Below are 25,820 nucleotides of genomic sequence, written 5' to 3' on the forward strand. Positions count from 1 at the left end.
CGGCGGTCATTCACCAATGCCGAACCCGCAGGGGCTCAAGCAGCATGCAGACCTACGACTACATCGTTGTCGGCGCGGGTTCCGCTGGCGCGGCCGTTGCGAATCGGCTTTCGGCGGAACCGCGCAACAGGGTATTGCTCCTGGAAGCCGGTCCCGCCAGCCATCCCTGGTCCAGCATCCCGATCGGCTACGCAAAGCTTCTGCACAACCCTGCGGCCAACTGGTGCTATGTCTCGGAGCCCGAGGCCAATACGAACGGCCGCAGGATCCCGGTGCCGCGCGGCCGGATGCTCGGCGGCTCCAGCGCGATCAACGGCCTGGCCTTCGTGCGCGGCCAGGCGCAGGATTTCGATACCTGGGCGCAGATGGGGAACCAGGGCTGGAGCTACGAGGACGTCCTGCCCTTCTTCAAGCGCATGGAAAGCTACGAAGGCGACGGCGATGATGCCTTCCGCGGCCGGGAAGGCCCGCTCCGCATCACCAACCCGGAACCGCGCGACCCGCTCTACGCTGCGCTGATCGAGGCGGCGGGCCAGGTTGGGATCGCGCATAACCCCGACTACAACGGCGCCAGCCAGGACGGCATCGCCATGAGCCAGGCGACGATAGCGTCCCGCCGCCGGATGAGTACCGCCCGCTGCTATCTGGACCCGATCCGCAAGCGCCAGAACCTGCATATCGAGACCGGCGCCCTGACCGAGGCTCTCCTGCTCGAAGGCAAACGCTGCGCGGGGGTGCGGTATTCCGTGGGCGGCAACCTGCGTGAGGCCCGCGCCGGCCGCGAAGTCGTGGTCAGCGCCGGATCGATCAACTCCCCTCAGTTGCTGGAGTTGTCGGGTATCGGCCAGCCCGAGCGCCTGCGGAATTCGGGCATCGAGGTGCGCCATGCCCTGCCGGGTGTCGGCGAGAACCTGCGCGACCATTATGCACCCCGAACCCGCTGGGCCATCGGCACGAAAGGGCTCACCTTCAACGACAGGGGCCGCGGCCTCGGCCTGATGCAGCAGGCGCTGCGCTATGCGCTTTTTGGCAAGGGCATGCTCGCCATGGTGGCGGCCCCGATTCGCGCCTTCGTCCGCTCCCGCGAGGGCCTCGATGCGCCGGATGTGCTGCTGGGCTGGGTGCCGATGCTGACCGAGCCAGGCCCGAAAGGCCCGAAGCTCTCCCGCCAGTCCGGCATGACGTGCTACGCGCACCCGATGCGGCCGGAGAGCAAGGGGCACATCCATGTCGTGTCGGCCGATCCGCGCAGGCCGCCCGCGATCACCTTCAATTTCCTGTCGTCACCGATCGACGCGGAGCTGACCATGCGCGCGGTCGGCATCGCCCGCGCCATCATGAACGCACCCGCTATGGCCGCCTTGCAGGTGACGGAGATCGCGCCCGGCGCCTCCCTGGCCGGGCAGGACGAGATACTGGACTGGGTCAGGCGGGCGGCGGAGACGACCTACCACCCGGTCGGGACCTGCAAGATGGGCTCCGATCCCATGGCAGTCGTCGACGCGCAGCTCCGGGTGCATGGGATCGCCGGGCTGCGGGTCGCCGATGCCTCGATCATGCCGACACTGACGTCGGGCAATACCAACGCACCCTCGATCATGATCGGCGAAAAGGCGGCGGACATTGTGCTGCGGCATGCCGCCGCCTGAAAGCGGGGGCACCGCCGCGGATGCGGCAGGCCCGGCTGCCGAAGTGGCCGGGCCGCCGTCTCCGTCAGTCGGAGTTCAGGCTTGCCCTACGCATCCGCGGGCTCCAGCACCGCCAGCACCTTCGGCGGCGACATGGGCAGGCTGTAGAAGCGATGGCCCAGGGCGTCGTGGATGGCATTCGCAACCGCCGCGAGCGGCGGCACGAGCGGCACCTCGCCGACGCCGCGGACACCCTGCGGATGCTTCGGGTTCGGCACCTCGATGATGACCGTATCGAGCATCGGCAGGTCGGAGCAGACGGGCATCCGGTAGTCGAGGAAGCTCGGGTTATCCACCCGGCCCTGCTTGTCGTAGATATATTCCTCGCTGAGCGCCCAGCCGATGCCCTGCGCGACGCCGCCCTGCATCTGGCCCTCGACATAGCTCGGGTGGATCGCCCGGCCGACGTCCTGGAAGGAAGTGTAGCGCAGGACCCGCACGGTCCCGAGCTCGGGGTCGACCTCGACGTCGCAGATATGCGTCGCGAATCCACCCTCGGCGCCAGTGGTGTTGAGCTGCACGCCGGCGCCGATCGGGCCGCCCGTCTCGCTGGCCCGGGCGGCGATCTGCGCCAGCGTCAGCGGCGGGAACTGGCCGGCATTGTCGCCGGCGGGGCGTGCCTCGCCATCCTCCCAGACGACGGCATCCGGATCGATCTTCCAGATCTTCGCGGCCCGCTCGCAGAGCGTCCTGATCACCTTCTCCGTCGATTGCGTGACCACCATGGCGGAGGCATAGGTGACGCGGCTGCCGCCGGTCAGGTTGCTGAAGCCGATCGTGCTCGTATCGCCGATCAGGACCGAGACCTTGCGGTAGTCGATGCCCAGCAGCTCGGCCGTGATATTGGCGGTCGAGGCGCGCGAGCCGCCGATATCCGGATGGCCGGTGGTCACCACCACATTGCCGTCCTCGGTGATGTTGACCTGGGCGCTGGACTCGCCGCCGGCATTGAACCAGAAGCCGCTGGCGACGCCGCGCCCCTGGTTGGGACCGAGCGGCGCCCTGTAGTGCGGATGTTCGAGCGCCGCCTGGATCGTCTCCTCGAACCCGATCCGCGGGTAGGTCGGGCCATGGGCCGCCTTCGTCCCCTGCCTGGCCGCATTCTTCAGCCGGAGCTGGAGCGGATCCATCTTCAGGGCTTCGGCCAGTTCGTCCAGCACGCACTCGACCGCATAGGCCCCGATCGGCGCCCCTGGCGCGCGGTATGCGGCAACCTTCGAGCGGTTGGAGACGACGTCGAAGCCGAGGGAATGCACGTTCGGAATATCATAGGGCGCGAAGGCGCAACCGGCCGCGCCGCGGATCGGCGAGCCCGGCAAGGCGCCCGCCTGCAGGTAGAAGGTCCCCTTCGCGGCAAGGATCCTGCCATCCCTGGTCGCGCCGATCCTGACCGTGCTGTAGGAGCCCGATGTGGGCCCCGAGGCGCGGAACACCTCCTCGCGCGTCATTGCCATCTTGACCGGGCGGCCCGACTTCCTCGCCAGCACCAGCGCCACCGGCTCCAGGTAGATGATGGTCTTGCCACCGAAGCCGCCGCCGATCTCCGCCTGGATGGCGCGGATGTCGTTCTGCGGCAGGCCCGTCAGGTGGGCGCACATGGCGCGCACCATGAACTGCCCCTGGCTCGAGCTCCAGATCGTGGTCTTGCCATCGGGCAGGACGCTGACCAGGCAGGCATGCGGCTCGATATAGCCCTGGTGGACGGGCTTGGTCCTGAAGCTGCGCTCGACGACCACCTCGGCCGCGGCGAAGCCGGCCTCGACATCCCCCAGCTTGTGTTCGAGCTTGCCGGCGATGTTGGACGGCTTGCCCTCGAACTGGATGTGATCGTGCAGGATCGGCGCGTCGGGCTTCATCGCCTCTTCGACGTCGATGACCCAGGGCAGCACCTCGTACTCGACCTCGATCAGCTTGAGGGCTTCCGACGCGATGGCTTCCGAGGTCGCGGCGACGGCCGCAACCGGATGGCCCGCGAACAGGGCCTTCTCGCGCGCCATGACGTTGCGGCACATCCAGCGCATGTCCTGGATGCCCAGCATCACCGACTTGTCGATCGGGAAGTCCACGAGGTCCCTGGCCGTCATGACGGCCTTCACCCCCGGCAGCGCTTCCGCCTTCGACGTGTCGATCGACCTGATGCAGGCATGGGGATGGGGGCTGCGCAGGATCTTGCCCCAGATCATCCCGGGCATCGTGGTGTCGGCGGCATAGGCGGCCCGGCCCGTGACCTTGTCCGCGCCATCCGGCCGGATGGTGCGCTGGCCGATCCACTTGTTGGCCTGGACGTTCATCGCGCTGCCTCCCTCATCTCCGCAGCCGTGTCCAGCACTGCGCGGATGATCTTGTCGTAGCCCGTGCACCGGCACAGGTTGCCGGCGAGCCAGAAACGCGCCTCGGTCTCGGTCGGGTCCGGGTTCTGCTCCAGGAGCGTCCTGGCCGCCATCAGCACGCCTGGGGTGCAGATGCCGCATTGCAGCGCCGCCATCTCAAGGAATTTCTGTTGCAGCGGGTGCAGCCGGTCGCCCTCGGCCATGCCCTCGATGGTGCGGATCTCGCGATCCTGGGCCTCGGCCGCCAGCACCAGGCAGGAGCAGACCAGCCGCCCGTCCAGCGTGATGGTGCAGGCGCCGCAATCGCCGGAGCCGCAGCCCTCCTTGCTGCCGGTCAGGCCGAGCGGGCCGCGCAGCACATCGAGCATGCTCTGGCTCGGCTCGCAGAGGAACTCCGTCGGCTCGCCGTTGATGGTGGTGGAAACATGCAGCTTGGCCATGGCCTCAGGCCCTCCCGGCGCGGTCGGCGGCGATGCCGACGGTGCGCTTCAGCAGCACGCCGGCGATCCTGGTGCGATAGGCGATGGTGCCGCGCTTGTCGTCGATCGGACGGCAGGCGGCGCGGCAGGCGGCGGCGGCGGCCTCGATCGCCGCGGCATCGAGCCGGCTGCCGACCAGTGCCTTCCCGGCTTCCCCGACCAGCAGCACGGTCGGCGCCACGGCGCCCAGCCCGACCCGGGCGGCGGTGCAGGTGCCATCCCTGAGCGTCAGGTTGACGCCGCAGCCGACGACGGCGATGTCCATCTCGGTGCGCGGGATCATGCGCAGATAGGCATCGCCCGCACCCCGCGGCCGTGGCGGCAGGGTGAAGCTGACGAGGATCTCGCCGGGCGCCAGGTTGGTGCGGCCCGGCCCGGCCGGCACCGCGGCCACCGGCATCTGGCGCCGCCCGTCCGGGCCCTGCACCGTGACGACGGCGTCGGCCGCGATCATGGCCGGCACGCTGTCCCCGGCCGGCGAGGCATTGCACAGGTTGCCGCCCGGCGAGGCGCGGCCCTGCACCTGGGTCGAGCCGATCAGGTTCACCGCCTCCAGGACGCCCGGCCAGACCTGGCCGAACCTCGGGTGCTCGCCCAGCACCGCGCCGGAGACGGCGGCGCCGATGCGGAAGCCGCCATCGGCGGTTTCCTCGATGCTGGTCATCTCGGCGATTCTCTTGATGTCGACGATCAGCCCCGGGCGCACCGCGCCGGCACGCATCTGCACCAGCAGATCGGTGCCACCCGCGAGGATGCGGGCAGCGCCCCTGGCCGCGGCGAATGCGCCAACCGCTTCATCGAGCGTCCGCGGCGCTAGGTATCGGATATCCGTCATGGTCGCTTCCGTGCTCGTTTCCGGTCCCCGATGCACCCCGTTGGCTCGGGGTGCTGCCCCTGGTCAGGCGCAAGGTGCGGCGAGGCTACGCTGGCGGGAAGGACCAGAACAGCCCCTTCGTAACGGCCGGCGGCCCTGCGCGGTTGATGCACCCGGGTCTCGCCTCGGGTGCTGGATGATGCAGCATTGCCGCGGCCAGGAATGCCGGATGCTGGTGATCGGCCCCGGCAGCGCGTACCGGCTTGCCCGGCTTCGGACTGCCCGCCATTCTGCGCGGCGCCTGACCATGGCCTCGCGCCGGTGCCTGGCAGCGAGGGAGACAATGTCATGGCGCATCCGACCCATCCGGAGGCGGTGCCCGAAGGCTTCGTGCCCGCCACCCATGGCGGACCCTATGCGAAGGAACTCGGCCCTTTCTGGTCGAAGCCGGAGGAATCGCAGGTCACGCTCGGCCTGCGGCTGCAGCACCGCCACTGCAATTCCGCCGGTGCCGCGCATGGCGGTTTCGTCGCCACCCTGGCCGATCTCGGCCTGATCCATGCGGTTTCAGTGATGCGCGAGCGGGAGGGCCGGCCGCGGCACCACCTGACCACTGTCACCCTGACCGTGGATTATGTCGCCCCGGCCAAGGAGGGGTGCTGGCTGGAGGTGCGTGCCGAGGTCTCGCGCCTCGGCCGCAACCTGTGCTTCACCGAGGGCGTGATGCTGGCCGATGGCAAGCGCGTGGCGCGGGTCAGCGCCGTGATGGCGGTGCTGGGACCGAGGACCTGATTTCCCCCGCCATCGCTGGTCCGGGACGGTGCGCCGCCTTCGTTGCATGCCGTCCCGGAGGTGCCCTTTTCATGATCCCCGACCGGCACCCGCATGCATCTCCGTCAATCCTCGAGGAGGAACGTGACCTCCATCGTGACGCGGTATTCGGAGATCTTGCCATTGCTGACGCTCGCCTTCTGTTCGACGACGTGCAGCCCGGTGATTCCGCGCAATGTCTTGCTGGCGCGCTCGAGGCCCTCACGCACGGCGGCGTCGAAGCTCTCGGACGAGGCCGCGGTGACTTTCGATACGCTTGCTACTGCCATGTCTGCCTCCCTTCGAAGCGCCGGCTCGGGCTGGCTTGGCCGGCGCCGGAAGCATAGGTCGGTCCGCCCTACGCCCGTGAGCCTTCCTTCGGAGCCGCACGAATGCGTGTTGCGGCGGCTCCGCCCTGGTCCCGCCGGCGTACCGGCGCCCTCGGCCCCGCTCGCTTGGTCGGAAGGAGGAATGGCCCTACCATCGCAGGCGAGAAACAATGCCGAGGAGCCTCCATGACCCCGCCCGACCGCCTGCGTGCCCTGTTGGCCGAACCCGGCTTCGTCGTGATGCCGGCCGTATGGGATGGCCTCAGCGCCAGGCTGGCGGCCGGCGCCGGCTTCAGGACGGCATTCCTCTCCGGGTCCTGCGTCGCGGCAAGCCGACTGGGCGGGCCGGATCTCGACCTGATCTCCTTCGGAGAGATGTTCGACTCCTTCAACATGGTGCATGGCGCGGCGCCGGAGACATTGGTGCTCGCCGATGGCGACCATGGCTACGGCAATGCCATGAACGTGCAGCGCACGGTGCGTGCCTATGGCCGTGCCGGCGCCGCCGCCATATTGATCGAGGACAAGATCACCCCCCGCGCCCTGACCGCGGCCGGCAAGCCCTGCCTGCCGCGCGAGGAAGCGCGGATGAAGCTCCGCGCGGCCGTGGAGGCGGCGAAGGAATCCGGCATCCTGGTCCTGGCGCGCACGGATTGCCGGCCGACCCAGGGCATCGATGAGGCTGTGGCGCGGATCGAGATGTTCGTGCAGGAGGGTGCCGACATCCTCTTCCTGGACTCTCCCGCGGATGACGGGGAAATCCGCCGCGCTGTCGCCGCCGCCGGCGGGCGGCCGTCCTTCGCCGTGCTCTCCCCCGGGGCACCACGGGCGACACCGTCGCGCAGCCAGGCCGCCGCACTGGGCTTCAAGATCGGCACCTATCCGACGGGCATGCTCTCGCCCGCGGCAGCCGGGATGAAGGCCGGCTTGGCGGCGCTGGCCGCCGGTGAGGCGGAGGCGGCAAGCGCGCTGCCGCCGGCGGAACTTCGCTCGACATTGGGCTATGTGGATTACGATGCCCGGGCGCAGCGCTTCATGATTCCGGGCTGACATTCCGGAACGGGGCGATGCTGATCGGGATCAGCCCGCCCGCATCGCCGATACGCTGCGTTCGGCGCCTTCCTCCCGCGCTGCGGCAGCGGCGGGGAGGATGAAGCGGAAGGTCGCGCCGCCCTCCGGGTTGGGCGCGACCCAGATCCGCCCACCATGCGCCTCGATGATGGTGCGGCAGACCGACAGGCCGACGCCCATGCCGTCCGGCTTGGTCGTGACAAAGGACTTGAAGAGGTCGGGCGCGATCTCGGCGGGAATGCCCGGCCCGGTATCCGCGACCGCGATCTCGACCATCCCGGCCTCGACGGGGCGCGTGGAGACCGTAAGCCGGCGCAGGTCGCTCCCCTCCATCGCCTCGATGGCATTGTGCATGAGGCTGACCAGCACCTGTTGCAGCTGGGTCCGGTCCGCCAGCACGCATCGTGCCCGCGGGTCGAGGTCCAGCCGGATCTCGGCCTGCCGCTGCCTGGCGGGAAACGAGGCGAGCTCGGTGGCCCCTTGCACCACCTCCGCCAGGTCCTCGGTGCGCCTGTCCGTGTCGCCTCGCGCGACGAAGCCGCGCATCCGGCGGATGATCTGCCCGGCATGGATGGTCTGCTGCGCCGCCGCGGCCAGCGCCTCCCGCACCGCGGCCAGGCGCGCGGCGGGGTCGGCGCCGTCGAGCATGCGCCGCGAGCCGTTGATGTAGTTTGTCGCGGCCGCCAGCGGCTGGTTCAACTCATGCGCGAGCGTCGTGGCCATCTGCCCGATCTCGCTGGCCCGCGCCACATGCAGGAACTCCGCCTGCAACTCCCGGACGCGGCGGTCGCTCGCCCGCAGCGCCTCCTCGGCCTGCCTGCGCCCGGTGATGTCCTGCGCGATGGCGACGGCGCCGAGCAGGCGCCCGGCCGCGTCCCTGATCGGCGCGGCCGAGTCCAGGATCACCCTCTCGCCGCCATCGAAGCGGCGGATCCGGATGCCCTCGCCAAGGGAGGTCTCGCCGGAGCCGAGGGCGCGTTCCAGGCACCAGTCCCCGGGCACGAGCGGGGCGCCGGTGTCCAGCCTGCTGCCCTGGTATCCGTGGCAGGCGCCTTCGCCCAGACCAGGGGGCGCCCCGCCCCAGATGCGCACCGCCTCGGCATTGGTGCGCACCACCCGGCCGGAGGCATCGGCGAGGAAGACGCCGACCGGCAACGCATCGAGCAGGACGCCGGCCGAGATGCGTTCAAACTCGGCGCCCGCCCGCTCCTCCAGAAGCGCCTCGATCGAACGATCCCGGCTGGCGAGGGTGCGGCGGAGCAGGACCACCGCCAAGCCGAGCAGCAGGGCGGCCAGGGCGCCAGCCCCGAAGGCCAGGCCGGCGCTGCTCATCGCCCGCCACCACTCCCGGTGCTGCGCAGCGTCGCGGTCGCGGAGGATGCTTTGTTGCAGCGCCGAGACCTCGGCACGCAGCGCCTGCATGAGGCGCTGGCCCTCGCCGGTGCCGATGACGGCGAGCGCGGCATCGGCGCCGGCGGTGCGGCGCAGCTCCACGACCCCTCGCAAATGCTCGAGCTTGGCGCGGGTGCGGCTGCCGACGGCCTCCAGGTGGCGCCGCCGGTCGGCATCGCCTGCCACCGCCGCCGCGGCGGCGAGGGCCTCCTCGATGTCCCGGAGCGCCTGGTGGTAGGGGCCGAGATAGGCCTCGTCGCCGGTCAGGAGATAGCCGCGCCCGCCCGTCTCGGCATCCTTCACGATGGAGAGGAGGGTCTCGACGCGCAGCAGCGCATCGGTGGCGCGGTTCCCGCTCGCCCGGACCGCCGCAAAGGTGCCGAGATTGACCGCGAGCATGGCGGCAGCGCCCGCGAGCAGCGCGAGCGCCCCCCAGGCCATCAGCGAGGAACGCCGGAACCTCATGTTGCCCGCCGCGCGGATGCACCCCGCGCTATCTCGTCCCTGTCGGCGGCCGAGGCTTCGGCCTGGATCAATGCCGGGTATCCGTCCCGAAGGCCTCGAGCGCATCCCTGTCGCGGATCTCGATCCCGGACCTGGTGACCGCGACCGTGCCGTCGCGGCACAATTGGGCGATGTTGCGGGAGACGGTTTCGATGGTCAGGCCGAGATGGTCGGCGATATCGGCGCGCGGCATCGGCAGGTCCACGGCGCCCTGGCCTTGCCCCGGGGCGCGCGCGGCCATCTCCAGCAGGAAGGACGCGATGCGCTCGCTCGCCGACTTGCGGCCGAGGAGGAACATCTTCTCATGCGCCCGCCGCAGGTTCTGCATGGTGAGGCTGCGCAGGCGCAGCGCCAGCACGCCATGCTGTTCCGCCATCGTGTCGATGACCCCGCGCGGGTAGCGCATGACGACCATGTCGGCCAGGGCCTCGGCCGAGAGGTGGTGCGTGCCGAGGGAGTCGAAGCCGAACAGGTCGCCGGGCAGCAGGAATTCGGCGATATGCCGCCGGCCCCCCCTCATCGAGGCCCACGGTCCGGACGCTGCCGCTCAGGATCCGGTAGCAGAACCGAGCAGCATCGCCGGCGGCGTAGAATTCCTGGCCGCGTCGGGCCATCTGCCGGGTCCCGAATTGCTCCAGAAGGTCGAGGGCTGCCGGTGCAGGCGCCTGGGGCGCCGGGGCGGTTGCGGGGGCCCGCCAGCCGGCAGCGAGGTGGGGGCGGGTCTCTGCCGTCCGGGTCTGCACCTGCATCGTCCACTCCTCTCGGGCCTTTGGGCCATGCCTTGGCCTCGGGTGTAAGGAGGGGTGGGGCAGCCCGGGAATTGGGAGTTGTCCGTAGGGGAAACTACGTAGGGGGGCTGGCAGCCGTCGGGATCTGGACCGGGCCTGATCTGGACCCGGGCCTGGCGGCCGGGTATTCGGCATTCTCCTGCCGATGGGCTCGCAACGGCTTTGGGGAGCATCTGCCGATGATGGACGAGGCGGCCGTCCATGTGATCGACGACGACGAGGCGGTTCGCCATTCCCTGGCCTTCCTGTTCGAATCCGCGGGGCTGCCGGTCCATACCTATGAGTCGGCCATTGCCTTCCTGGGGATTGCCGGCGGCCTCCGTTGCGGCTGCATCCTCACCGATGTGCGGATGCCGGGCCTCGACGGCCTGGCATTGCAGCAGAAGCTGCTGGAGAGGGGCATCCGGCTGCCGGTGATCGTCATGACCGGGCATGGCGACGTGCCGGTCGCGGTGCAGGCGCTGAAGGCCGGCGCGGTCGATTTCATCGAGAAGCCCTTCGATGACGAGGCGCTGCTGGCCGCCGTCCGCGCCGCGCTCGAGGCCAGCCGGCGCATCAGCGAGCGTGAGACCGAGGTCCAGGACATCGCCGCCCGGCTGGCCAGCCTCACCCCGCGGGAGCGCCAGGTGCTCGACCGGCTCGTGGCGGGGCAGCCGAACAAGACCATCGCCTACGACCTTGGCGCGAGCCCGAGGACCGTGGAGGTGCACCGCGCCCGGGTCATGGAGAAGATGGGCGCGCGCAGCCTCTCGGAACTCGTGCGGATGGCGCTCAGCGTCGGCGCCGGTCAGGACATGCAGGATACGCGCCCCCCCCTGGCTGATCCAGATCAAGGCAGGGCGCCCGGCGGGCTGGTAGACGAAGGGCGCCAGGCCGCCCCTGGGCGGTCGAGGCGCGGCTGGAACGGAGCCGCTGGTCGGAGCACGCGGAATGAGCAGCCAGACTGGCCCGGTCGTCGCGGTCGTCGATGACGACCCGGGGGTGCGCGACTCCCTCCGCTTCCTGCTGGAGACGGCGGGGCACGATGTCGCGGTCTATGCATCGGGGCCGCAATTCCTCCTGCGGGCCGATCCTTCCCGCCTGGCCTGCCTGGTGCTCGACCAGCAGATGCCGGACATGACCGGGCTCGACCTCCTGGCGCGCCTACGGGCCCAGGGGCTGGCCACGCCGGTGCTGCTGATCGTGAGCACGCCCGGCCCGGCCGTCGCCCGGCGCGCAGCGGAACTCGGCGTGGCCGGGGTGATCGAGAAGCCGCTGTCCCAGGACGACCTGCTGGCCCGGATCGAGGCGGCGGTGGCCTGATCCGCCTGTAGGCCGCGGGCCGGTTCAGTCGGTTGCCGCCTCCGCCGGTGCGATGGGCATGGTGAACCGGAAGATGGTCCCGCCCCCCGGGTTCGGCTCCGTCCAGATCCGGCCGCCATGCGCCTCCACGATCGTGCGGCAGATCGAGAGCCCGACGCCCATGCCTTCGCGCTTCGTCGTCACGAAGGGCTGGAACAGTTGCGCCGCGACGTCCGGCGCAAGGCCGGGGCCGGTATCGGCAACGCCGAAGAGGACCATCCCCTCCCCCGGCGCGACCGAGACCGTGAGTTCGCGCCGCTCGGTTCCGGCCATCGCCTCGATCGCGTTGCGGATCAGGTTCAGCAGCACCTGCTGCACCTGCACCCGGTCGACGAAGACCCGGGGCGAGCGCCAGTCCACCTGGAGCTGGGCCTTGATGCCGCGCTCCTTGACGCCGACCAGGGCGAGGGCGCTCGCCTCCTCGGCCAGTTTCGAGGCGCTCTCCGCCCGCATCTCGGTTTCGCCCCGGGTGACGAAATCCCGCAGCCTGCGGATGATCTGGCCGCTACGCAGGGTCTGCTCGGCGGCCAGCGTCACCGCCTGGCCGATGCGCGCCAGGTCCAGGGGCGCGGGCGCGCCCAGCAGCCGCTGGCAGGCCCGGAGGTAGTTGGTCGTCGCGGTGAGCGGCTGGTTCAGCTCATGCGCCAGCGTCGCGGCCATCTGGCCCATGGCGTTCAGCCGCGAGACGTGGAGCAATTCGGATTGCAGCTCCTGCAGCCGTGCCTCCGTTTCCTGGCGCTCCGTCAGGTCGCGCACGAAGCCGGTGAAGAGGCGGCGCCCGCCGCGGTTCACCTCGCCCACCGACAGTTCCATGGGAAAGGTGCTGCCGTCCTTCCGCTGGCCGACGACGAGGCGGCCGATCCCGATGATCCGCCGCTCTCCGGTCCTGAGGTAGCGGTCGAGGTAGCCGTCATGCGCCTCCCGATAGGGCGAGGGCATCAGGATGTTGACGTTGCGGCCGCAGACCTCCTCGGCGGTATAGCCAAAGAGCCGTTCGGCGGCGGCGCTGAAGGACTGGATGATGCCGCGCTCGCCGATGACGACCATGGCATCCGGCACGGTCTCCAGGATCGTGCGGAGATGCGCCTCGCGTTCCTCGAAGCCGGCCTGGGCGCGCCTGGCCTCGGTGAGGTCGGTCTGCAGGACGACGGCCCCGCCCGAGCCTCCGCTCACATCGGGGACGGCCAGGATCCGCCACCAGCACATCCGGCCCTCGGCCGAGCAGGCATATTCCATGCCGAAGGCGCCGCTTTCATGCGCCAGCACGCGGCGCAACCCCTCGGCGATCGTCTGCGCCGCCTCCGTTCCGATGCCCTCGGCCGCCGCGCAGGCCCGCAGGTAATCGGCGCCGAGGTCGGCCCGGGCTCCGGCAAAGCCGGCAGCGGCCCCGGCGAGGCTCCCCCAGGCCGGGTTCACGGCGAGAATCCTGCCGCCCTGGTCCAGCAGCGCGATCGGCATCGGCAGCGCGTCGATGATCGGCGCACGGCGCTGCGGCGTCGCGGCCGCGCCCTCCGTGACGAGGACGGTCGCGCCTGGGGCCGGTTCGCCGGAGGCGGGACGATCGGGCAGGATCAGCACGCGCCAGGGCCCGAACCCACCACGCCCCGCGAGTGTCGCCTGCATCGGCTGGCCGCTTGCCAGGGCCTGATCAAGGGCGGGCTGCCACGTCTCCCCGCCGGCGGGGACCAGGGCAGCCGCGAAGGGACAGCCGCGGCTGCTGGCCTCCAGACCGAAGATCTCCGCCGCCTCCGGGGTGAAATCCCGGATCGCCCCCTGCCGGTCGAGGAAGATGATCGGGAGTGATGCGCGCTCGGGCATTCGCGGCTGCATGCGTTTCCGTGGAGGGGTCATTGCGGCCTCACTCTCCGCCCGGGTGGCCCGGGCCTCAAGGGCGCTTCGCCCGGGTGGCGGAAATCCTGGCCGGGCGCCCGCATCCGCAGCAGGGGTTGTCAGGTGCCGGCGCGGCTTCCAGGATCACCGGCCGCTCGCGCCAGTGGGGCGCGGGGGTGGGGCAAAGACCAGGCCGCAGGCCTCCCGCGGCGCCGGACAGGCAGGAGCACGGCTGATGACGGATGCACCGGACCAGGCAGGGCTTCGCCCGCATAGCGCGCATTGGGGCGTATTCTCCGCCGGCTGGCGGGATGGCCGGCTGGTGGTGGCGCCGCATCCCGGCGACCCCGACCCGAACGGGTTGTTGCAGAATTTCCCGGATGCGCTGCGGCATCCGGCGCGGATCACCCGGCCGATGGTCCGCCGCGGCTGGCTGGAGCGCGGGCCGGGCGCCGACCCGATGCGTGGCCGCGACGAGTTCCTGCCCATGGAATGGGACGAGGTGCTGGACCTGCTGGCCGGCGAACTCGCCCGGGTGCGGGACCGCCATGGGCCGGGGGCGATCTTTGGCGGCTCCTATGGCTGGTCCAGCGCCGGGCGCTTCCACCACGCGCAGAGCCAGTTGCACCGGTTCCTGAACATCGGCCTCGGCGGCTATGTCCGTTCGGTGAACAGCTACAGCGCTGGCGCCTCCGGGGTGATCCTGCCCCATATTCTCGGCCCCTTCGAGCAGGTGGCGCGGCGCAACGTCACCTGGGAGCAGGTGGTGGAGCATGCCGAGATCGTCCTCGCCTTCGGCGGCATGGCGCTGAAGAACACCATGGTCGCCAGCGGCGGGATCAGCCGGCATGTGGAGCGCGGCTCCATGCAGGCGGCGCGGGCGCGCGGCGCCGAATTCATCCTGGTCTCGCCGCTGCGGGACGACCTGCCGGCGGAGGCCGGGGCGGAATGGCTGCCCCTCATCCCCGGCACCGATACGGCGCTGATGCTGGGCATCGCCGATTGCCTGGTGCAGGCAGGGCTGCATGACCGTGCCTTCCTCGACCGCTACTGCACGGGCTGGCCCGCCTTCGAGGCCTATCTGCTGGGCCATGCCGATGGCCAGCCGAAGGACGCCGCCTGGGCCGCCGGCATCACCGGCCTGGCGGCGGCGGAGATCGAGGCCCTGGCGCGCCGGCTGCCGGGGCGGCGGGTGCTGGTGGTGGTCTCGCATTCACTGCAACGCGCCGAGCATGGCGAGCAGCCGGTCTGGATGGCCGCCGTGCTCGCCGCCATGCTGGGCCAGATCGGCCTGCCGGGCGGCGGCTACAACTACGCGCTCGGCGCGCTGGGGCATTACGGCAAGCGCAACAACGCCGTTGCCGGCGCCGCCCTGCCGCAGGGCCGCAACGGGGTGGGCGCCTTCATCCCGGTGGCGCGCATCGCGGACATGCTGCTGCATCCTGGCGCACCCTTCGACTACAATGGCCAGCGGCTCACCTATCCCGATATCCGTCTGGTCTATTGGGGCGGGGGCAATCCCTTCCACCACCACCAGGACCTCAACCGGCTGCGCCGCGCCTTCGCGCGGCTGGAGACGCTGGTGGTGCACGAGATCGCCTGGACCGCCACCGCGCGCCATGCCGATATCGTCCTGCCCTGCACCATGACCCTGGAGCGCGAGGATATCGGCGCCGCGCCCACCGACCCGCTGATGGTCGCCATGCACCGGATCGCCGAGCCGCATGGCGAGGCGCGCGACGACTACACGATCTTCTCCGCGCTCGCCGAAAGGCTGGGCCGTGGGGAAGCCTTCACCGAGGGCCGCAGCGCGCGCGACTGGCTGCGCCACCTCTACGCGAAGACCCAGGCGGGGCTGGCGGAGCGCGGCCTGCCCGCGCCGGATTTCGACAGCTTCTGGGCAGCGGGCGAGATCACCCTGCCGCAGGAGCCGGATGATGGCGGCATCCTGCGCGCCTTCCGCGAGGATCCGGTGGCGCATCCGCTGCCGACGCCGAGCGGCCGGATCGAGATCTTCTCGGAGGCCATCGCCGGCTTCGGCTATGCCGATTGCCCGGGCCATCCGGCCTGGCTGCCGCCCACCGATGCGCCGGCGCCGGGCCGGCCGCTGCATCTAGTGGCGAACCAGCCGGCGACGCGGCTGCACAGCCAGCTCGATTTCGGCGGCCATAGCAGCGCCAAGAAGCGCCGCGGGCGGGAGGTGATGCGCATCCACCCCGCCGATGCCGCCACGCGCGGCATCCGGGAAGGCGATATCGTGCGGCTGCGCAATGCGCGCGGCGCCTGCCTCGCCGCGGCAGCGGTGACGGCGGACATCCGGCAGGGCGTCGTGCAACTGCCGACCGGCGCCTGGTACGACCCGGAGGACCCGGCGGAGGACAACCCGCTCTGCGTGCATGGCAACCCGAATGTGCTGACGCGCGATCTTGGCACCTCCAGCCTCGCCCAGGGCTGCACCGGGCAGCTTACCGCGGTGGAGGTGGAGCGCTTCGAGGGCAACCTGCCGCCGATCCGCGCCTTCGAGCCGCCGGGCCTTGCCACCGCGGCGGAGTGAGACACCGTCCATGGAGGACGGCATCACCCTGTTCGGCAGCTTCACCTCCAGCTCGACCTACAAGCCGATGCTCTACCTGGCGCTGGCGCGGCTGCCCTTCTCCTTCCGCACGGTGAACCTCAAGCTCGGCGTGCAGAAGGCGCCGGAGCACCTGGCGCGCAACCGCTATGGCCAGGTGCCGGTGCTGCACCATCGCGGCCTCACCATCGTGCAGTCGAATGTCATCCTGGATTATCTCGCGCGGACCACCGGGCATTTCGAGGGGCGCACGGAGCAGGAGTGCTGGACCGCCCGCGAATGGCTGTCCTGGGAGGCCGATGCCATCACCAATGTCGCGAAGGTCCGGCACTACAGCCGTTTCCGCAGCGTGGACCCGGCGGTGATGGCCTATTTCCGGCCGCTGGCGGAGGCGGCGATCGGCTTCGTCGACAAGGCGCTGGCCGGCCGGGACTGGCTGGTGGGCGAGGCCCCGACCATCGCCGATATCGGCTGCTGGGGACGCATGGTCTTCATGGCGGAGGGCGGGCTCGACATCGCCCGCTGGCCCAATGTCGAGGCCTGGTCCCGCCGCCTCGCCGCCATGCCGGGCTTCGCGCTGCCCTATGACCTCATCCCGAAGAAGGATACCGAGGTCGCGCCCGCCTGACGCCGCGCTTACCCCAGGAATACCCCGTCTCTGGCCACCAGTCGCCCCGCGAAGAACACCAGCCGGCGCGGCGGGTGCTGGGCGATCGCCTCCGGGATGTTCTCCGCCGGCAGGGTGAAGAAACTCGCGGGCAGGCCGGGGGCGATGCCATGCTCCGCCAAGCCCAGCACGCGGGCGCCCTCGGTGCTCACCATCCCGAACAGCGCATGCAGTTGCGGATCGCTGCGCCAATCCGCCCGCCAGCCGACGATGGCGGCGCGCTCCAGCATGTCGCCGGTGCCATAAGGGCCCCAGGTGTCGCGGAGGTTGTCATGGCCGCAGAGCACCGTGACCCCCGCCTCCCGCAGCAGCGAGAGTGGCGGCAGGGTGGCACCGCCGGCGCCATGGGTGGCCAGCGCGACCCCCGCCTCCGCCATCAGCGCCGCCGCCGCCTTCTGCTTCGATTCCGGCAGGGTGCCGAGGCAGAAGCCGTGGCTGATGGTGGCCCGGCCCTGCATGCCATGCGCCCGTACCCGGGCGCAGAATTCCTGCAAGGAAAACAGGCCAAGCTCCCCCGCCTCGTGCAGATGGATATCGAGGCCGACGCCATGCCGCGCCGCGATGCCGAAGATGGCGTCGAACTGGCCCTTCGGGTCGCGGTCCACCTCGCAGGGATCGAGCCCGCCCAGCAGATCCGCGCCGGCGCGGATGGCGGCCTCCAGCAGCTCCGCCGTGCCGGGGGCGCGCATCACGCCGGCCTGCGGGAAGGCCACCACCTGCACCGTCGCCGCGCCGGCATGCGCCTGCTTCGCCGCCAGCACGCCTTCCAGCATCGTCAGGCCGAAGGCGGGCGTGATATCCGCATGGCTGCGGATATGCGCGGTGCCATGCGCGATGCAGCGGCGGAGCAGCGCGCTGCCACGCTCGGCGGCGGAGAGCGGCAGGGCGGGCAGCAGGCGCCGGTCGGTTTCGATCCGGCTCATGCGGTCCGGCCCGGCGGCATGCGGCAGCCAGGGCAGGCCAAACAGCGTCTTGTCGAGATGCAGATGCGCATCCACCAGGCCGGGCAGCAGCAGGTCGCCTTGCAGGTCGAGGATCTGCGCCGCCGGGGGTGCGGTATCGCCGGGAGCCAGGATGGCGGCGATGCGCCCCTGCCGGATCGCGATGCGCATGTCCTGCCGCCCGTCCGGCAGGCGGGCCGCCAGCAGCAGCGTGTCGCATTCCTGCGTCATCGCGGCCTCAGCGATCGACGTTCCAGAACATCGGGAAGCTCGACTGCACCAGGCCGTTCAGGTGGCTGCGATAGGCGGCGGGGATGGTGAACTGGCCCCACATCAGGGCCGGGGTCAGGTCATAGGCGAGCACCTGGATCTCCGCCGCGATGCGCTTCCGCTCCCCGGGCGTCGCCGCCCGGGCGAAGCCGGCCATCAGCGCCGGGATGCGCTGGTCGCAGCTCCAGCCCGGATAGTCGGCGCAGGTATTGGCGACGTAGAAATGCGTGAGCGGCGAGATCATGTCGATGCCGTTGGCATAGACGGAGAACATGCTCCAGCCCTCCTTCCGCGCCCGCCGCGCCAGCACCGTGCCCCAGTCCATCACCTGCTGCTCCACGGTGAAGCCGGCCTGCTTCAGGTTCTGCGCCAGGACCGCGGAGGCGGTCTGGGAAATGCTGCCCGAGACCTCCAGCATCGCCACGGGCTGGCCGGCATAGGCGGTTCGTTTCAGGGCCTCCCGCGCCTTGTCGATGGAAAGCGTGAAGACCTCGGCGCCGGCGCGGGTCTCCAGCGGGCTGTCGCACATCCAGAAGCTGGGGCAGGATTCCACGGCGTATTGGGCGGGCACGCCGATGGCCTGCAGGATCGCCCGCTGGTCCACCAGATGCCACAGCACCTGCCGCACCGCGGGATCGTCGAAGGGCGGCTCGGCGTGGTTCAGGCGGAAATTGCCCTGGAACATGTGCAGCCCGCCGAGCCCCATCAGCTTCACGCCGCGGGCGCGTTCCAGGCGCGGGATCATGTCGAAGGGCACGTATTGCTGGTAGTCGATCTCTCCGGCGATCAGCGCGGAGGAGGCGGTCGCCTGGTCCGGCATCACGCGCAAGGTCAGTGTGTCGATCTTCACCGCCTTGCCGCCGGCCAGGAAATCCGGCGGCTCCTGGCGCGGCAGGTAGCCGGCGAATTTCTCCAGCACCATGCGGTTGCCGGGCCGCCAGAGATCGGGGCGGAAGGTGAAGGGGCCGCTGCCGATCACCTCGGTCAGGCGCTGGTCGCCGGGGGTGCGGGCCAGGCGCTCGGGCAGCATGAAGGGCACCGGCGCATTCGGCTTGCCCAGCACCTCCAGCACCAGCGGGAAGGGCTCGCGCAGGCGCAGCACGATGGTCCGGGCATCGGCAGCATCGAAGCCATGCGCCGAGGCCAGCAGCAGCCGGCCCATGGCGTCGCGCGGCGCCCAGCGCTGCAGGGAGAGCACGCAGTCGCGCGCCGTCACCGGCGTGCCGTCGTGGAAGCGGAGCCCGTCGCGGAGCGTGAAGCGCCAGGTCAGCGCATCGGCGGAGGTCTCGTGCCGCTCCACCATCTGCGGCCGGATGGCGCCACCGCTGTCCATGGCGAAGAGCGTGTCATAGACATGGTAGCCGAAGCTGCGGGTGATGGCGGCGGTGGTGAAATAGGGGTCGAGGATGATCGCCTCCGACTCCAGCACCACATCCAGCGCCTTCGCCGCCCGCGCCGCCCGGGGCCGCGCCAGCAGCGTCGCGGCGCCGGCGGCACCGGCCAGCCCGAGGTCGCGCCGTCGCCAGACCTGTCGCGGCTGCGTCGCCATCGCCATTCTCCCCATCCCGTTGGGCCAAGCATAGGCCGCGCCGATCCGCCGCGTCACGAATCCTGCGGCACACCGGATCGCGACGCCTCTCCCGGTGCGCCACGGGGCGTGCATACTGCGCCCGAGCCTGCCCAGGAGCACCGTGCATGCGCCGCCTGCTGACCGCCCTGTTCGGATTGGTCCTCGCCCTGCCGGCGGCGGCCGAGACCAGCTTGCGCATCGGCCTCGCCAGCGACCCGGATGTGCTGGACCCCACCCTCTCGCGCAGCGTCGCCGCGCGGCAGGTCTTCGCCAGCCTCTGCGACAAGCTGATCGATATCGACCAGAACCTGACCTATGTGCCGCAGCTCGCCACCGCCTGGCGGTGGGAGGACGAGGGCAAGGCGCTGGCGCTGGAACTCCGCCCCGGCGTCCGCTTCCATGACGGCGCCAGCATGGATGCCGCCGCGGTGGTGGCGGGGCTGGAGCGGCATCTCCGGACCGCCGGCTCCACCCGGCGGGGCGAGCTTGGTCCGGTGCGGGGTGTGGAGGCCACCGGCCCGCTCGCCGTCCGCATCCTGCTGTCCGAGCCCTTCGCGCCGCTGGTCGCGGCGCTGTCGGATCGCGCCGGGATGATCGTCTCGCCCCGCCAGGCGCAGGTGACGGGCGCGGGATTCGCCCGCCAACCCGCCTGCGCCGGCCCCTTCCGCCTGACCCGCCGCGTGGCGCAGGACCGCATCGAGCTGGAGCGCTTCGCGGAATACTGGGACGCCGCGAATATCCATGTCGACCGCGTGGTCTATCGCCCGATCCCGGATACCACGGTGCGCGCCGCCAATCTGCGCGCCGGGCAGCTCGACATCATCGAGCGCGTGATGCCCTCGGATATCGCCGAGCTGCGGCAGGACCGGCGGGTGCGGGTGCTGGAGGCGCCGAGCCTCGCCAGCGTCTATATCGCGGTGAATGTCGCCAATGGCCCGCGCGCCGAGAGCGCGATCGGCCGCGATCCCCGGCTGCGGCAGGCGCTGGAACTCGCCATCGACCGCGCCGTGCTGAACCAGGTGGCTTTCGAGGGGCTCTACCGGCCCGGCAACCAGTCCGTCCCGCCCGGCCATCCCTTCTACGCGGCAGGCCTGCCGGTGCCGGGCCGCGACCTGGCACGCGCCCGCGCCCTGCTGCGGGAGGCGGGCTATCCGAACGGCCGGGCGAAGATCAGGATGTCGGTGCCCAATACCACCGAATACGTGCAGGCCAGCGAGGTCATCCAGGCCATGGCGGCCGAGGCCGGCATCGAGATGGGATTGCAGGTGATCGAGGTGGCGACCCTGCTGCGGCAATGGACCGCCGGCGATTTCGAGAGCCTCATCATCGCCTGGTCCGGCCGCACCGATATCGACGCCAATCTCTGGGGCTTCAATGCCTGCGGCGAGGCGCTGAACGGCGGGAAGTACTGCAGCGCCGAGGCCGATGCGGCGCTGCGCGAGGGCCGCACGCAGGTGGACCCCGCCCGCCGCGCCGCCGCCTATGGGCGCGCCATGCAGGTGCTGCTCACGGACCGGCCCTATATCTACCTGTGGCACCCCACCTGGTTCTTCGGCGCCGCGGCGAAATTGCACGGCCTGCGCCTGGTCCCGGACGGGTTGATCCGACCGCAGGGCATTCGGCTTGACTAGTTCGCACTGACGCCGAAGCTGCGCCAAACGGCGGGGAACGGGAAGACATGGCGCAGCCGATCGATGCGGAGGCCCTGCGGGCCGCCTTGCCGCCGCTCTCGGGCAGCTTGCATGTGCCCGGCCTGGCGGCGGCGGTGACGATCCACCGCGATGCCTGGGGCATCCCGCATATCCGGGCGCAAGGCAGCGGCGATGCCTGGTTCGCGCTCGGCTTCGTGCATGCGCAGGACCGGCTGTTCCAGATGGACCTGACGCGCCGGCGCGCCACCGGCCGGGCCGCGGAATACCTGGGCCCGACCGCGGTGGAGCAGGATGCGCTGGCGCGCCGGCTCGGGGTCGAGGCCGCCTCGCGTCGCGATGCCGCGGCTGCCAGCCCGGAAGCGCAGGCGATGCTGCGGGCCTATGCGGCGGGGGTGAATGCCTTCCTGGTTTCCGGCGCACCGCTGCCCATCGAGTACCGGCTGCTGGAGGCCGTGCCGGAACCCTGGGAGGGCTGGCACAGCATCGCGGTGATGCGGCGGCTCGGCCTGCTGATGGGCTCCGTCTGGTTCAAGCTCTGGCGCGCCGCGGCGCTGCCGGTGGTGGGGCCGGAGCAGGTGGCGAAGCTGCGCTATGACGATGGCGGCGGCGACCTGCTCATCCTGCCGCCGGGTGCCGAGGCGGAGCGCTGGACCGCGAGCCTGGCGGAACTCGGCCCCGCCATCGCCGCGCTGCTGGAAGGCGCGGCGCCGGATGCCGCGGGCGGCGGCAGCAACAATTGGGTGATCGGCCCGGCGCTCACTGGTTCGGGCCGGCCGCTGCTGGCCGGCGATCCGCATCGCGTCTTTGAAATCCCGAACATGTATGCGCAGCACCACCTGGCCTGCGAGGATTTCGACGCGATCGGCCTGACCGTGCCGGGGGTGCCGGGCTTCCCGCATTTCGGCCATAACGGCAAGGTCGCCTGGTGCGTCACCCATGCCTTCATGGACCTCTTCGACCTTTTCGTGGAGCGGTTCGACAGCACCGCCGCGCGCTACGAATTCCGCGGCGAATGGCGCCCGGTGGCACGCCGCCGCGAGAGCATCGCCATCCGTGGCGCCGCGCCGCGCGAGATCGAGATCATCGAGACCCACCACGGCCCGGTCATCGCCGGCGATCCCGCCGCCGGCACCGCGCTCACCTTGCGCACGGTGCAGACGGCCGAGACCGACCATTCCTTCGACTGCCTGCCGCGCATGCTGCGCGCCGCCACGGTGCCGGAGCTTTACGAATCAACCCGCGGCTGGGGCTTGATCGACCACAATCTGGTGGCCGCGGATACGCGGGGCGGCATCGGCCATCTGGTGCGCGCCACCCTGCCGCGGCGGCCGCGGGCGAATGGCTGGCTGCCGGTGCCGGGCTGGACCGGCGAGCATGAATGGCAGGGCTGGATTCCCTGGGAGGAGATGCCGCGCGTCATCGACCCGCCCGGCGGCGTCATCGTCACCGCCAACAACCGCGTCACCAGCGATGACCGCGCCGATTACCTCTGCACCGATTGCCACCCGCCCTACCGCGCCCGCCGCATCGCCGCGCTGATCGCGGCCGGCGCCTCCCGCAGGCCGGAGGCGGCCGCCGCGGTCCATGCCGATACGCTCTCCCCCAATGCGCTGCTTCTGCGGGAGAGGCTGGCAGCGCTGCCGGAACCCGCCGATCCCGCCGCCGCTGCGCTGCGCCGACGCCTGCTGGATTGGGACGGGCGGATGGCGGCGGCGGCCAGCGCGCCCGCCGATTACATCGCGCTGCGCCGGGCGCTGACCGCCATCCTGGCGGAACGCAACGGGCTCGGCGCGCTGGCCGGGCATCCCCTCCTCTCGGTCGCGCCGGGAGTCGCACCGCAGACCCAGCTCTGGTGGTGCCTGCCGAAGCTGCTGCGCGATGGGGATACGGCGCTGCTCAGCGGCTGGGATTGGAACCGGGCGCTGGAGGCGGCGCTGCTGCGGGCCGCCGCGCAACCAACCGAGGCAAGTTGGGGGGAGGCGCACCGGCCGCGCCTCGCGCATCCGCTCTCGGCGCTGTTCCCGGACCAGGCGGCGCTGCTCGATCCGCCCGCGCTGCCGGTGGGCGGCGATGGTGACACGGTGCTGGCGACCGGGCTGCTGCCCGCCTCCGGCCCCGCCGCCACCTATGGCGCGCTGGCGCGCTACGCCTTCGATGTCGGCCATTGGGATGCCAGCCTATGGAGCGTCTTCCACGGCGTCTCCGGCCAGCCCGGCAGCCCGCATTACGCCGACCAGAACCCGACCTGGTCGGAGTGCCGGATGGTGCCGATGCGCTATGACTGGCGGGTGATCGCGGCGGAGGCGGCGCTCACCCAGACGCTGGAACCCTGAGCCGAAGCGCCGCTGCCCCTCAATTCGCCGCGCCGCTGCCCACCACCTCATGCACCAGCGGCGCCAGGCTGGCTTCCTCGGCGGTCCAGTAGCGGCGGAACTCCTCCGGCCCCATGAAGCGGATGGGCAGGCCGAGTTCCTGCATCTTCTGGCGGTGCTCGGGACTGGTGATGGCCCGCTCCAGCGCCTGCGCCAGCCGCGCCTCCACCTCGGCCGGCAGCCCGGCCGGGGCGATGAAGCCGCGGGCGGAGCCGGTGACGATGCGGGTGCCCTGCGCCGCCGCGGTCGGCACGCCCGGCAGATAGGTGCTCTCGTGGTCGTCCAGCACCGCCAGCGTGCGGGCGGTGCCGGCGCGGCTCTGCGCCATAGCGGTGCCGGTGGCGACCAGCGCCACCTCGGTCTCGCCTGCCAGCAACGCCACCAGCGCCGGCGCCGAGCCCTGGTAGTGGACCTGGTTGACGGTGAGCCCATGCTGCTTCTGCAGCGCGATCGAGGCTAGGTGCTCCCAGCTCAGGATGCCGGGGTCGGAGACGCGCAGGTCGCCCGGCCGGCTGCGGGCGGCGGCGATCAGGTCGGCAAGGCTGCGCAGCGGGCTGTCGGCGCGGACGATGATGCTGCCGGGGTCGATCACATGCATCGCCAAGGGGGTGAAGCTCTCGCGGGTGAAGCCGGCATTGCGCGAGGGGTCGAGATAGAGGGTGATGGTCGAGGGCCAGAGGCCGTAGCACAGCGTATAGCCATCCGGCCGCGCCCGCGCGGTCTGGGTCAGGCCGATCTGCGGATTGGCGCCGGGGCGGTTCACGATCACCACCGGCACGCCAAGCTCACCCTCCAGCACCGGGGCCAGGCTGCGCGCGGAGATGTCGCTGCCGCCGCCGGGCGGATAGGGAACGATGACGGTGACGGGGCGGCCCGCCTCCGGGAATTCCGCCCGGGCCGGAGCGGCCAGTGCCAGGACGAGGAGGAGCAAGGTCGGCAGAAGGCGGATCATCCCGGGATTCCCATGCTGCGCCCTGCCGGATCGGGCCTGGCTTGCGAAGCCGGCTCCAATGCCTATCGCCTCCGGCGAAGCGGTTGCAACAGTCACCAACCTCCGGCCCCTGTCTCCCGAATGCGCGCTTCCCGCCTCCGTGGCGATATGGTCTTGTTTCCGCCGAGGCCGGGAACATGGCCGGCGGGAGGATAAGGCCATGCGGATAACAAGGCGGGACGCGCTGCGCGCCCTGGCGGCCTGCGCCACGGTGCCCGTGCTTGGCCGCAGCCCGGCGGGCGCCGCCGATTGGCCGACCCGGCCGCTCAGCCTCATCATCCCCTGGGCCCCCGGTGGCGGCACCGACCTCGTCTTCCGCGCCATGGCGCCGCTGATGGCCGAGCGCCTTGGCCAGCCGGTGGCGGTGGTGAACCGGCCGGGCGGCAGCGGCACGGTCGGGCATATGGCGATCCGCACGGCGGTGCCGGACGGCACCAGCTTCGGGGCCATCTCCGCGCAACTCCTGACCGCGCCGCTGCTCGGGCCGAGCCCGCTCACCTGGCACGACCTGCAACCGCTGGCCCTGGTCAATGTGGATGCCGCGGCATTCACCGTGCGCGCCGACGCGCCCTGGCGGAACCTGGCCGAGTTCATCGCCTATGCCCGCAGCAACCCCGAGGGCATCCGGGTCGGCAATAGTGGCCCGGGCGGCACCTGGCACATCGCCGCCCTGGAGCTGGAGCGCCGGGCCGGCATCCGGCTGACCCACACCCCCTATGCCGGCGCCGCGCCCGGCATCCGCGACATGCTGGGCGGCCATATCGAAGCGGTGGCCTTCAGTGCGGTCGAGGCGCGGGCGCAGGTCGAAAGCGGCCAGGCGCGCATCCTGGCGGTCGCCGCGCCGGAGCGCCTGCCCGGCTTCCCGGATGCGCCAACGGCCAGGGAGCAGGGCTGGCCGATCGAGCTCGGCGCCTGGCGCGGGTTGGCGCTGCCGCCCGGCGTGCCGCCGGCCGTCCTGCACCGCTTGCAGAAGGTCGTGGCCGAGGTGGTCGGGGATGCCCGCTTCCGCGGCTTCATGGAGGGCCAGGGCTTCGGCATCCGCTACCTCGATGCCGCGGGGCTGACGGATTTCCTGGAGCAGCAGGAGGCCACCTACCGGCGCTTCTTCGCGGGATAGGCGCCGCCCAGCCTGCCCCGGCGGTTCAGGCGTTATCCCGGAAATAGGGCTCGACCGGGCCCTGGAGCTTGACCGTCATGGGGTTGCCGTGCCGGTCCATGGTCGTGCCCACGGTCAGGCGAACCCAGCCCTCGCTGACGCAGTATTCCTCCACATTGGTCTTCTCGACCCCCTTGAAGCGCACGCCCACGCCCCTTGCGAGGATCTCGGCATTGTAGTGCGGGCTCTTCGGGTTGCTGGCCAAACGGTCCGGGGGTGTGTCGCTCATTGCTGTCAGCCTTCACGCAGGGTG

Annotated in this window: 21 protein-coding genes; 10 read left to right on the forward strand and 11 right to left on the reverse strand. The window is 71.1% G+C overall.

Going from position 1 to position 25,820, the window contains the following annotated elements:
- The first annotated feature begins 44 nt into the window (after positions 1–44).
- Positions 45–1,649 (forward strand): GMC family oxidoreductase, encoded by a 1,605-nt coding sequence (locus KSF81_RS06020; RefSeq protein ID WP_217378201.1) that lies wholly within the window; start codon positions 45–47, stop codon positions 1,647–1,649.
- An 86-nt stretch (positions 1,650–1,735) separates the two neighbouring features.
- Here KSF81_RS06020 and KSF81_RS06025 read toward each other — a convergent pair whose 3' ends face one another.
- Genes KSF81_RS06025 through KSF81_RS06035 form a run of 3 tightly spaced genes read right to left on the reverse strand, consistent with a single transcriptional unit; the run spans position 1,736 to position 5,332 of the window.
- Positions 1,736–3,979: a xanthine dehydrogenase family protein molybdopterin-binding subunit gene (locus KSF81_RS06025; protein ID WP_217378202.1), complete on the reverse strand. Its 2,244-nt coding sequence runs from the start codon at positions 3,977–3,979 to the stop codon at positions 1,736–1,738.
- Positions 3,976–4,458: a (2Fe-2S)-binding protein gene (locus tag KSF81_RS06030; protein WP_254453380.1), complete on the reverse strand. Its 483-nt coding sequence runs from the start codon at positions 4,456–4,458 to the stop codon at positions 3,976–3,978. The genes KSF81_RS06025 and KSF81_RS06030 overlap by 4 nt, the downstream gene beginning before the upstream one ends.
- Positions 4,459–4,462: 4 nt before the next feature.
- Positions 4,463–5,332: a xanthine dehydrogenase family protein subunit M gene (locus tag KSF81_RS06035; RefSeq protein WP_217378203.1), complete on the reverse strand. Its 870-nt coding sequence runs from the start codon at positions 5,330–5,332 to the stop codon at positions 4,463–4,465.
- A gap of 327 nt (positions 5,333–5,659) precedes the next feature.
- Between KSF81_RS06035 and KSF81_RS06040 the strand changes: the two genes are divergently transcribed.
- Positions 5,660–6,103: a PaaI family thioesterase gene (locus KSF81_RS06040; RefSeq protein WP_217378204.1), complete on the forward strand. Its 444-nt coding sequence runs from the start codon at positions 5,660–5,662 to the stop codon at positions 6,101–6,103.
- A gap of 104 nt (positions 6,104–6,207) precedes the next feature.
- Here the strand turns inward: KSF81_RS06040 and KSF81_RS06045 are convergent, their stop codons facing one another.
- The gene (locus KSF81_RS06045; RefSeq protein WP_217378205.1) at positions 6,208–6,411 is read right to left on the reverse strand and encodes a dodecin family protein; all 204 of its coding nucleotides are present in this window, start codon (positions 6,409–6,411) and stop codon (positions 6,208–6,210) included.
- 225 nt (positions 6,412–6,636) lie between these two features.
- Between KSF81_RS06045 and KSF81_RS06050 the strand changes: the two genes are divergently transcribed.
- The gene (locus KSF81_RS06050; RefSeq protein ID WP_217378206.1) at positions 6,637–7,500 is read left to right on the forward strand and encodes an oxaloacetate decarboxylase; all 864 of its coding nucleotides are present in this window, start codon (positions 6,637–6,639) and stop codon (positions 7,498–7,500) included.
- Positions 7,501–7,530: 30 nt separating this feature from the next.
- Here the strand turns inward: KSF81_RS06050 and KSF81_RS06055 are convergent, their stop codons facing one another.
- Positions 7,531–9,378: a CHASE3 domain-containing protein gene (locus KSF81_RS06055; RefSeq protein WP_217378207.1), complete on the reverse strand. Its 1,848-nt coding sequence runs from the start codon at positions 9,376–9,378 to the stop codon at positions 7,531–7,533.
- A 67-nt stretch (positions 9,379–9,445) separates the two neighbouring features.
- Positions 9,446–9,937, reverse strand: coding sequence for a helix-turn-helix domain-containing protein (locus tag KSF81_RS06060; RefSeq protein WP_217378208.1), 492 nt, complete (start codon positions 9,935–9,937; stop codon positions 9,446–9,448).
- A gap of 447 nt (positions 9,938–10,384) precedes the next feature.
- Here KSF81_RS06060 and fixJ point away from each other — a divergent pair, with 447 nt between their 5' ends.
- Both fixJ and KSF81_RS06070 read left to right on the forward strand, forming a co-directional pair.
- Entirely contained in the window at positions 10,385–11,176 is a 792-nt protein-coding gene (gene fixJ / locus KSF81_RS06065) for a response regulator FixJ (RefSeq protein ID WP_217378209.1), read from the forward strand.
- Entirely contained in the window at positions 11,136–11,507 is a 372-nt protein-coding gene (locus tag KSF81_RS06070) for a response regulator transcription factor (protein ID WP_217378210.1), read from the forward strand. Before fixJ ends, KSF81_RS06070 begins: the two co-directional genes overlap by 41 nt.
- A gap of 24 nt (positions 11,508–11,531) precedes the next feature.
- On the opposite strand, the gene KSF81_RS06075 is transcribed toward KSF81_RS06070, so the two are convergent.
- A complete protein-coding gene (locus KSF81_RS06075) occupies positions 11,532–13,364 on the reverse strand; it encodes a PAS domain S-box protein (RefSeq protein ID WP_254453381.1) in 1,833 nt (610 codons plus the stop codon).
- Positions 13,365–13,611: 247 nt separating this feature from the next.
- On the opposite strand from KSF81_RS06075, the gene KSF81_RS06080 reads away from it, so the two are divergent.
- Positions 13,612–15,930 carry a molybdopterin guanine dinucleotide-containing S/N-oxide reductase gene (locus tag KSF81_RS06080; protein ID WP_217378211.1) on the forward strand — a complete coding sequence of 773 codons (2,319 nt, stop codon included), beginning with the start codon at positions 13,612–13,614 and terminating at the stop codon, positions 15,928–15,930.
- 10 nt (positions 15,931–15,940) lie between these two features.
- Positions 15,941–16,576 carry a glutathione S-transferase family protein gene (locus tag KSF81_RS06085; RefSeq protein ID WP_217378212.1) on the forward strand — a complete coding sequence of 212 codons (636 nt, stop codon included), beginning with the start codon at positions 15,941–15,943 and terminating at the stop codon, positions 16,574–16,576.
- An 8-nt stretch (positions 16,577–16,584) separates the two neighbouring features.
- Here KSF81_RS06085 and KSF81_RS06090 read toward each other — a convergent pair whose 3' ends face one another.
- Positions 16,585–17,787 carry an amidohydrolase gene (locus KSF81_RS06090; protein WP_217378213.1) on the reverse strand — a complete coding sequence of 401 codons (1,203 nt, stop codon included), beginning with the start codon at positions 17,785–17,787 and terminating at the stop codon, positions 16,585–16,587.
- Between the two features lie 7 nt (positions 17,788–17,794).
- Positions 17,795–19,375 (reverse strand): ABC transporter substrate-binding protein, encoded by a 1,581-nt coding sequence (locus KSF81_RS06095; protein ID WP_217378214.1) that lies wholly within the window; start codon positions 19,373–19,375, stop codon positions 17,795–17,797.
- 146 nt (positions 19,376–19,521) lie between these two features.
- Here KSF81_RS06095 and KSF81_RS06100 point away from each other — a divergent pair, with 146 nt between their 5' ends.
- Together KSF81_RS06100 and KSF81_RS06105 are read left to right on the forward strand one after the other, a co-directional pair.
- Positions 19,522–21,027 carry an ABC transporter substrate-binding protein gene (locus KSF81_RS06100; protein ID WP_217378215.1) on the forward strand — a complete coding sequence of 502 codons (1,506 nt, stop codon included), beginning with the start codon at positions 19,522–19,524 and terminating at the stop codon, positions 21,025–21,027.
- A 47-nt stretch (positions 21,028–21,074) separates the two neighbouring features.
- Positions 21,075–23,381: a penicillin acylase family protein gene (locus KSF81_RS06105; protein WP_217378216.1), complete on the forward strand. Its 2,307-nt coding sequence runs from the start codon at positions 21,075–21,077 to the stop codon at positions 23,379–23,381.
- Positions 23,382–23,400: 19 nt separating this feature from the next.
- Here KSF81_RS06105 and KSF81_RS06110 read toward each other — a convergent pair whose 3' ends face one another.
- Positions 23,401–24,372 carry a tripartite tricarboxylate transporter substrate binding protein gene (locus KSF81_RS06110; RefSeq protein ID WP_217378217.1) on the reverse strand — a complete coding sequence of 324 codons (972 nt, stop codon included), beginning with the start codon at positions 24,370–24,372 and terminating at the stop codon, positions 23,401–23,403.
- Positions 24,373–24,571: 199 nt separating this feature from the next.
- Between KSF81_RS06110 and KSF81_RS06115 the strand changes: the two genes are divergently transcribed.
- Complete coding sequence (locus KSF81_RS06115) at positions 24,572–25,528, forward strand: tripartite tricarboxylate transporter substrate binding protein (protein ID WP_217378218.1); 957 nt, start codon at positions 24,572–24,574, stop codon at positions 25,526–25,528.
- 25 nt (positions 25,529–25,553) lie between these two features.
- Here the strand turns inward: KSF81_RS06115 and KSF81_RS06120 are convergent, their stop codons facing one another.
- The gene (locus KSF81_RS06120; protein ID WP_217378219.1) at positions 25,554–25,796 is read right to left on the reverse strand and encodes a DUF3297 family protein; all 243 of its coding nucleotides are present in this window, start codon (positions 25,794–25,796) and stop codon (positions 25,554–25,556) included.
- Positions 25,797–25,820 lie beyond the last annotated feature (24 nt).

Source organism: Siccirubricoccus sp. G192 (genome assembly GCF_019084075.1).
GTDB lineage: Bacteria > Pseudomonadota > Alphaproteobacteria > Acetobacterales > Acetobacteraceae > G192.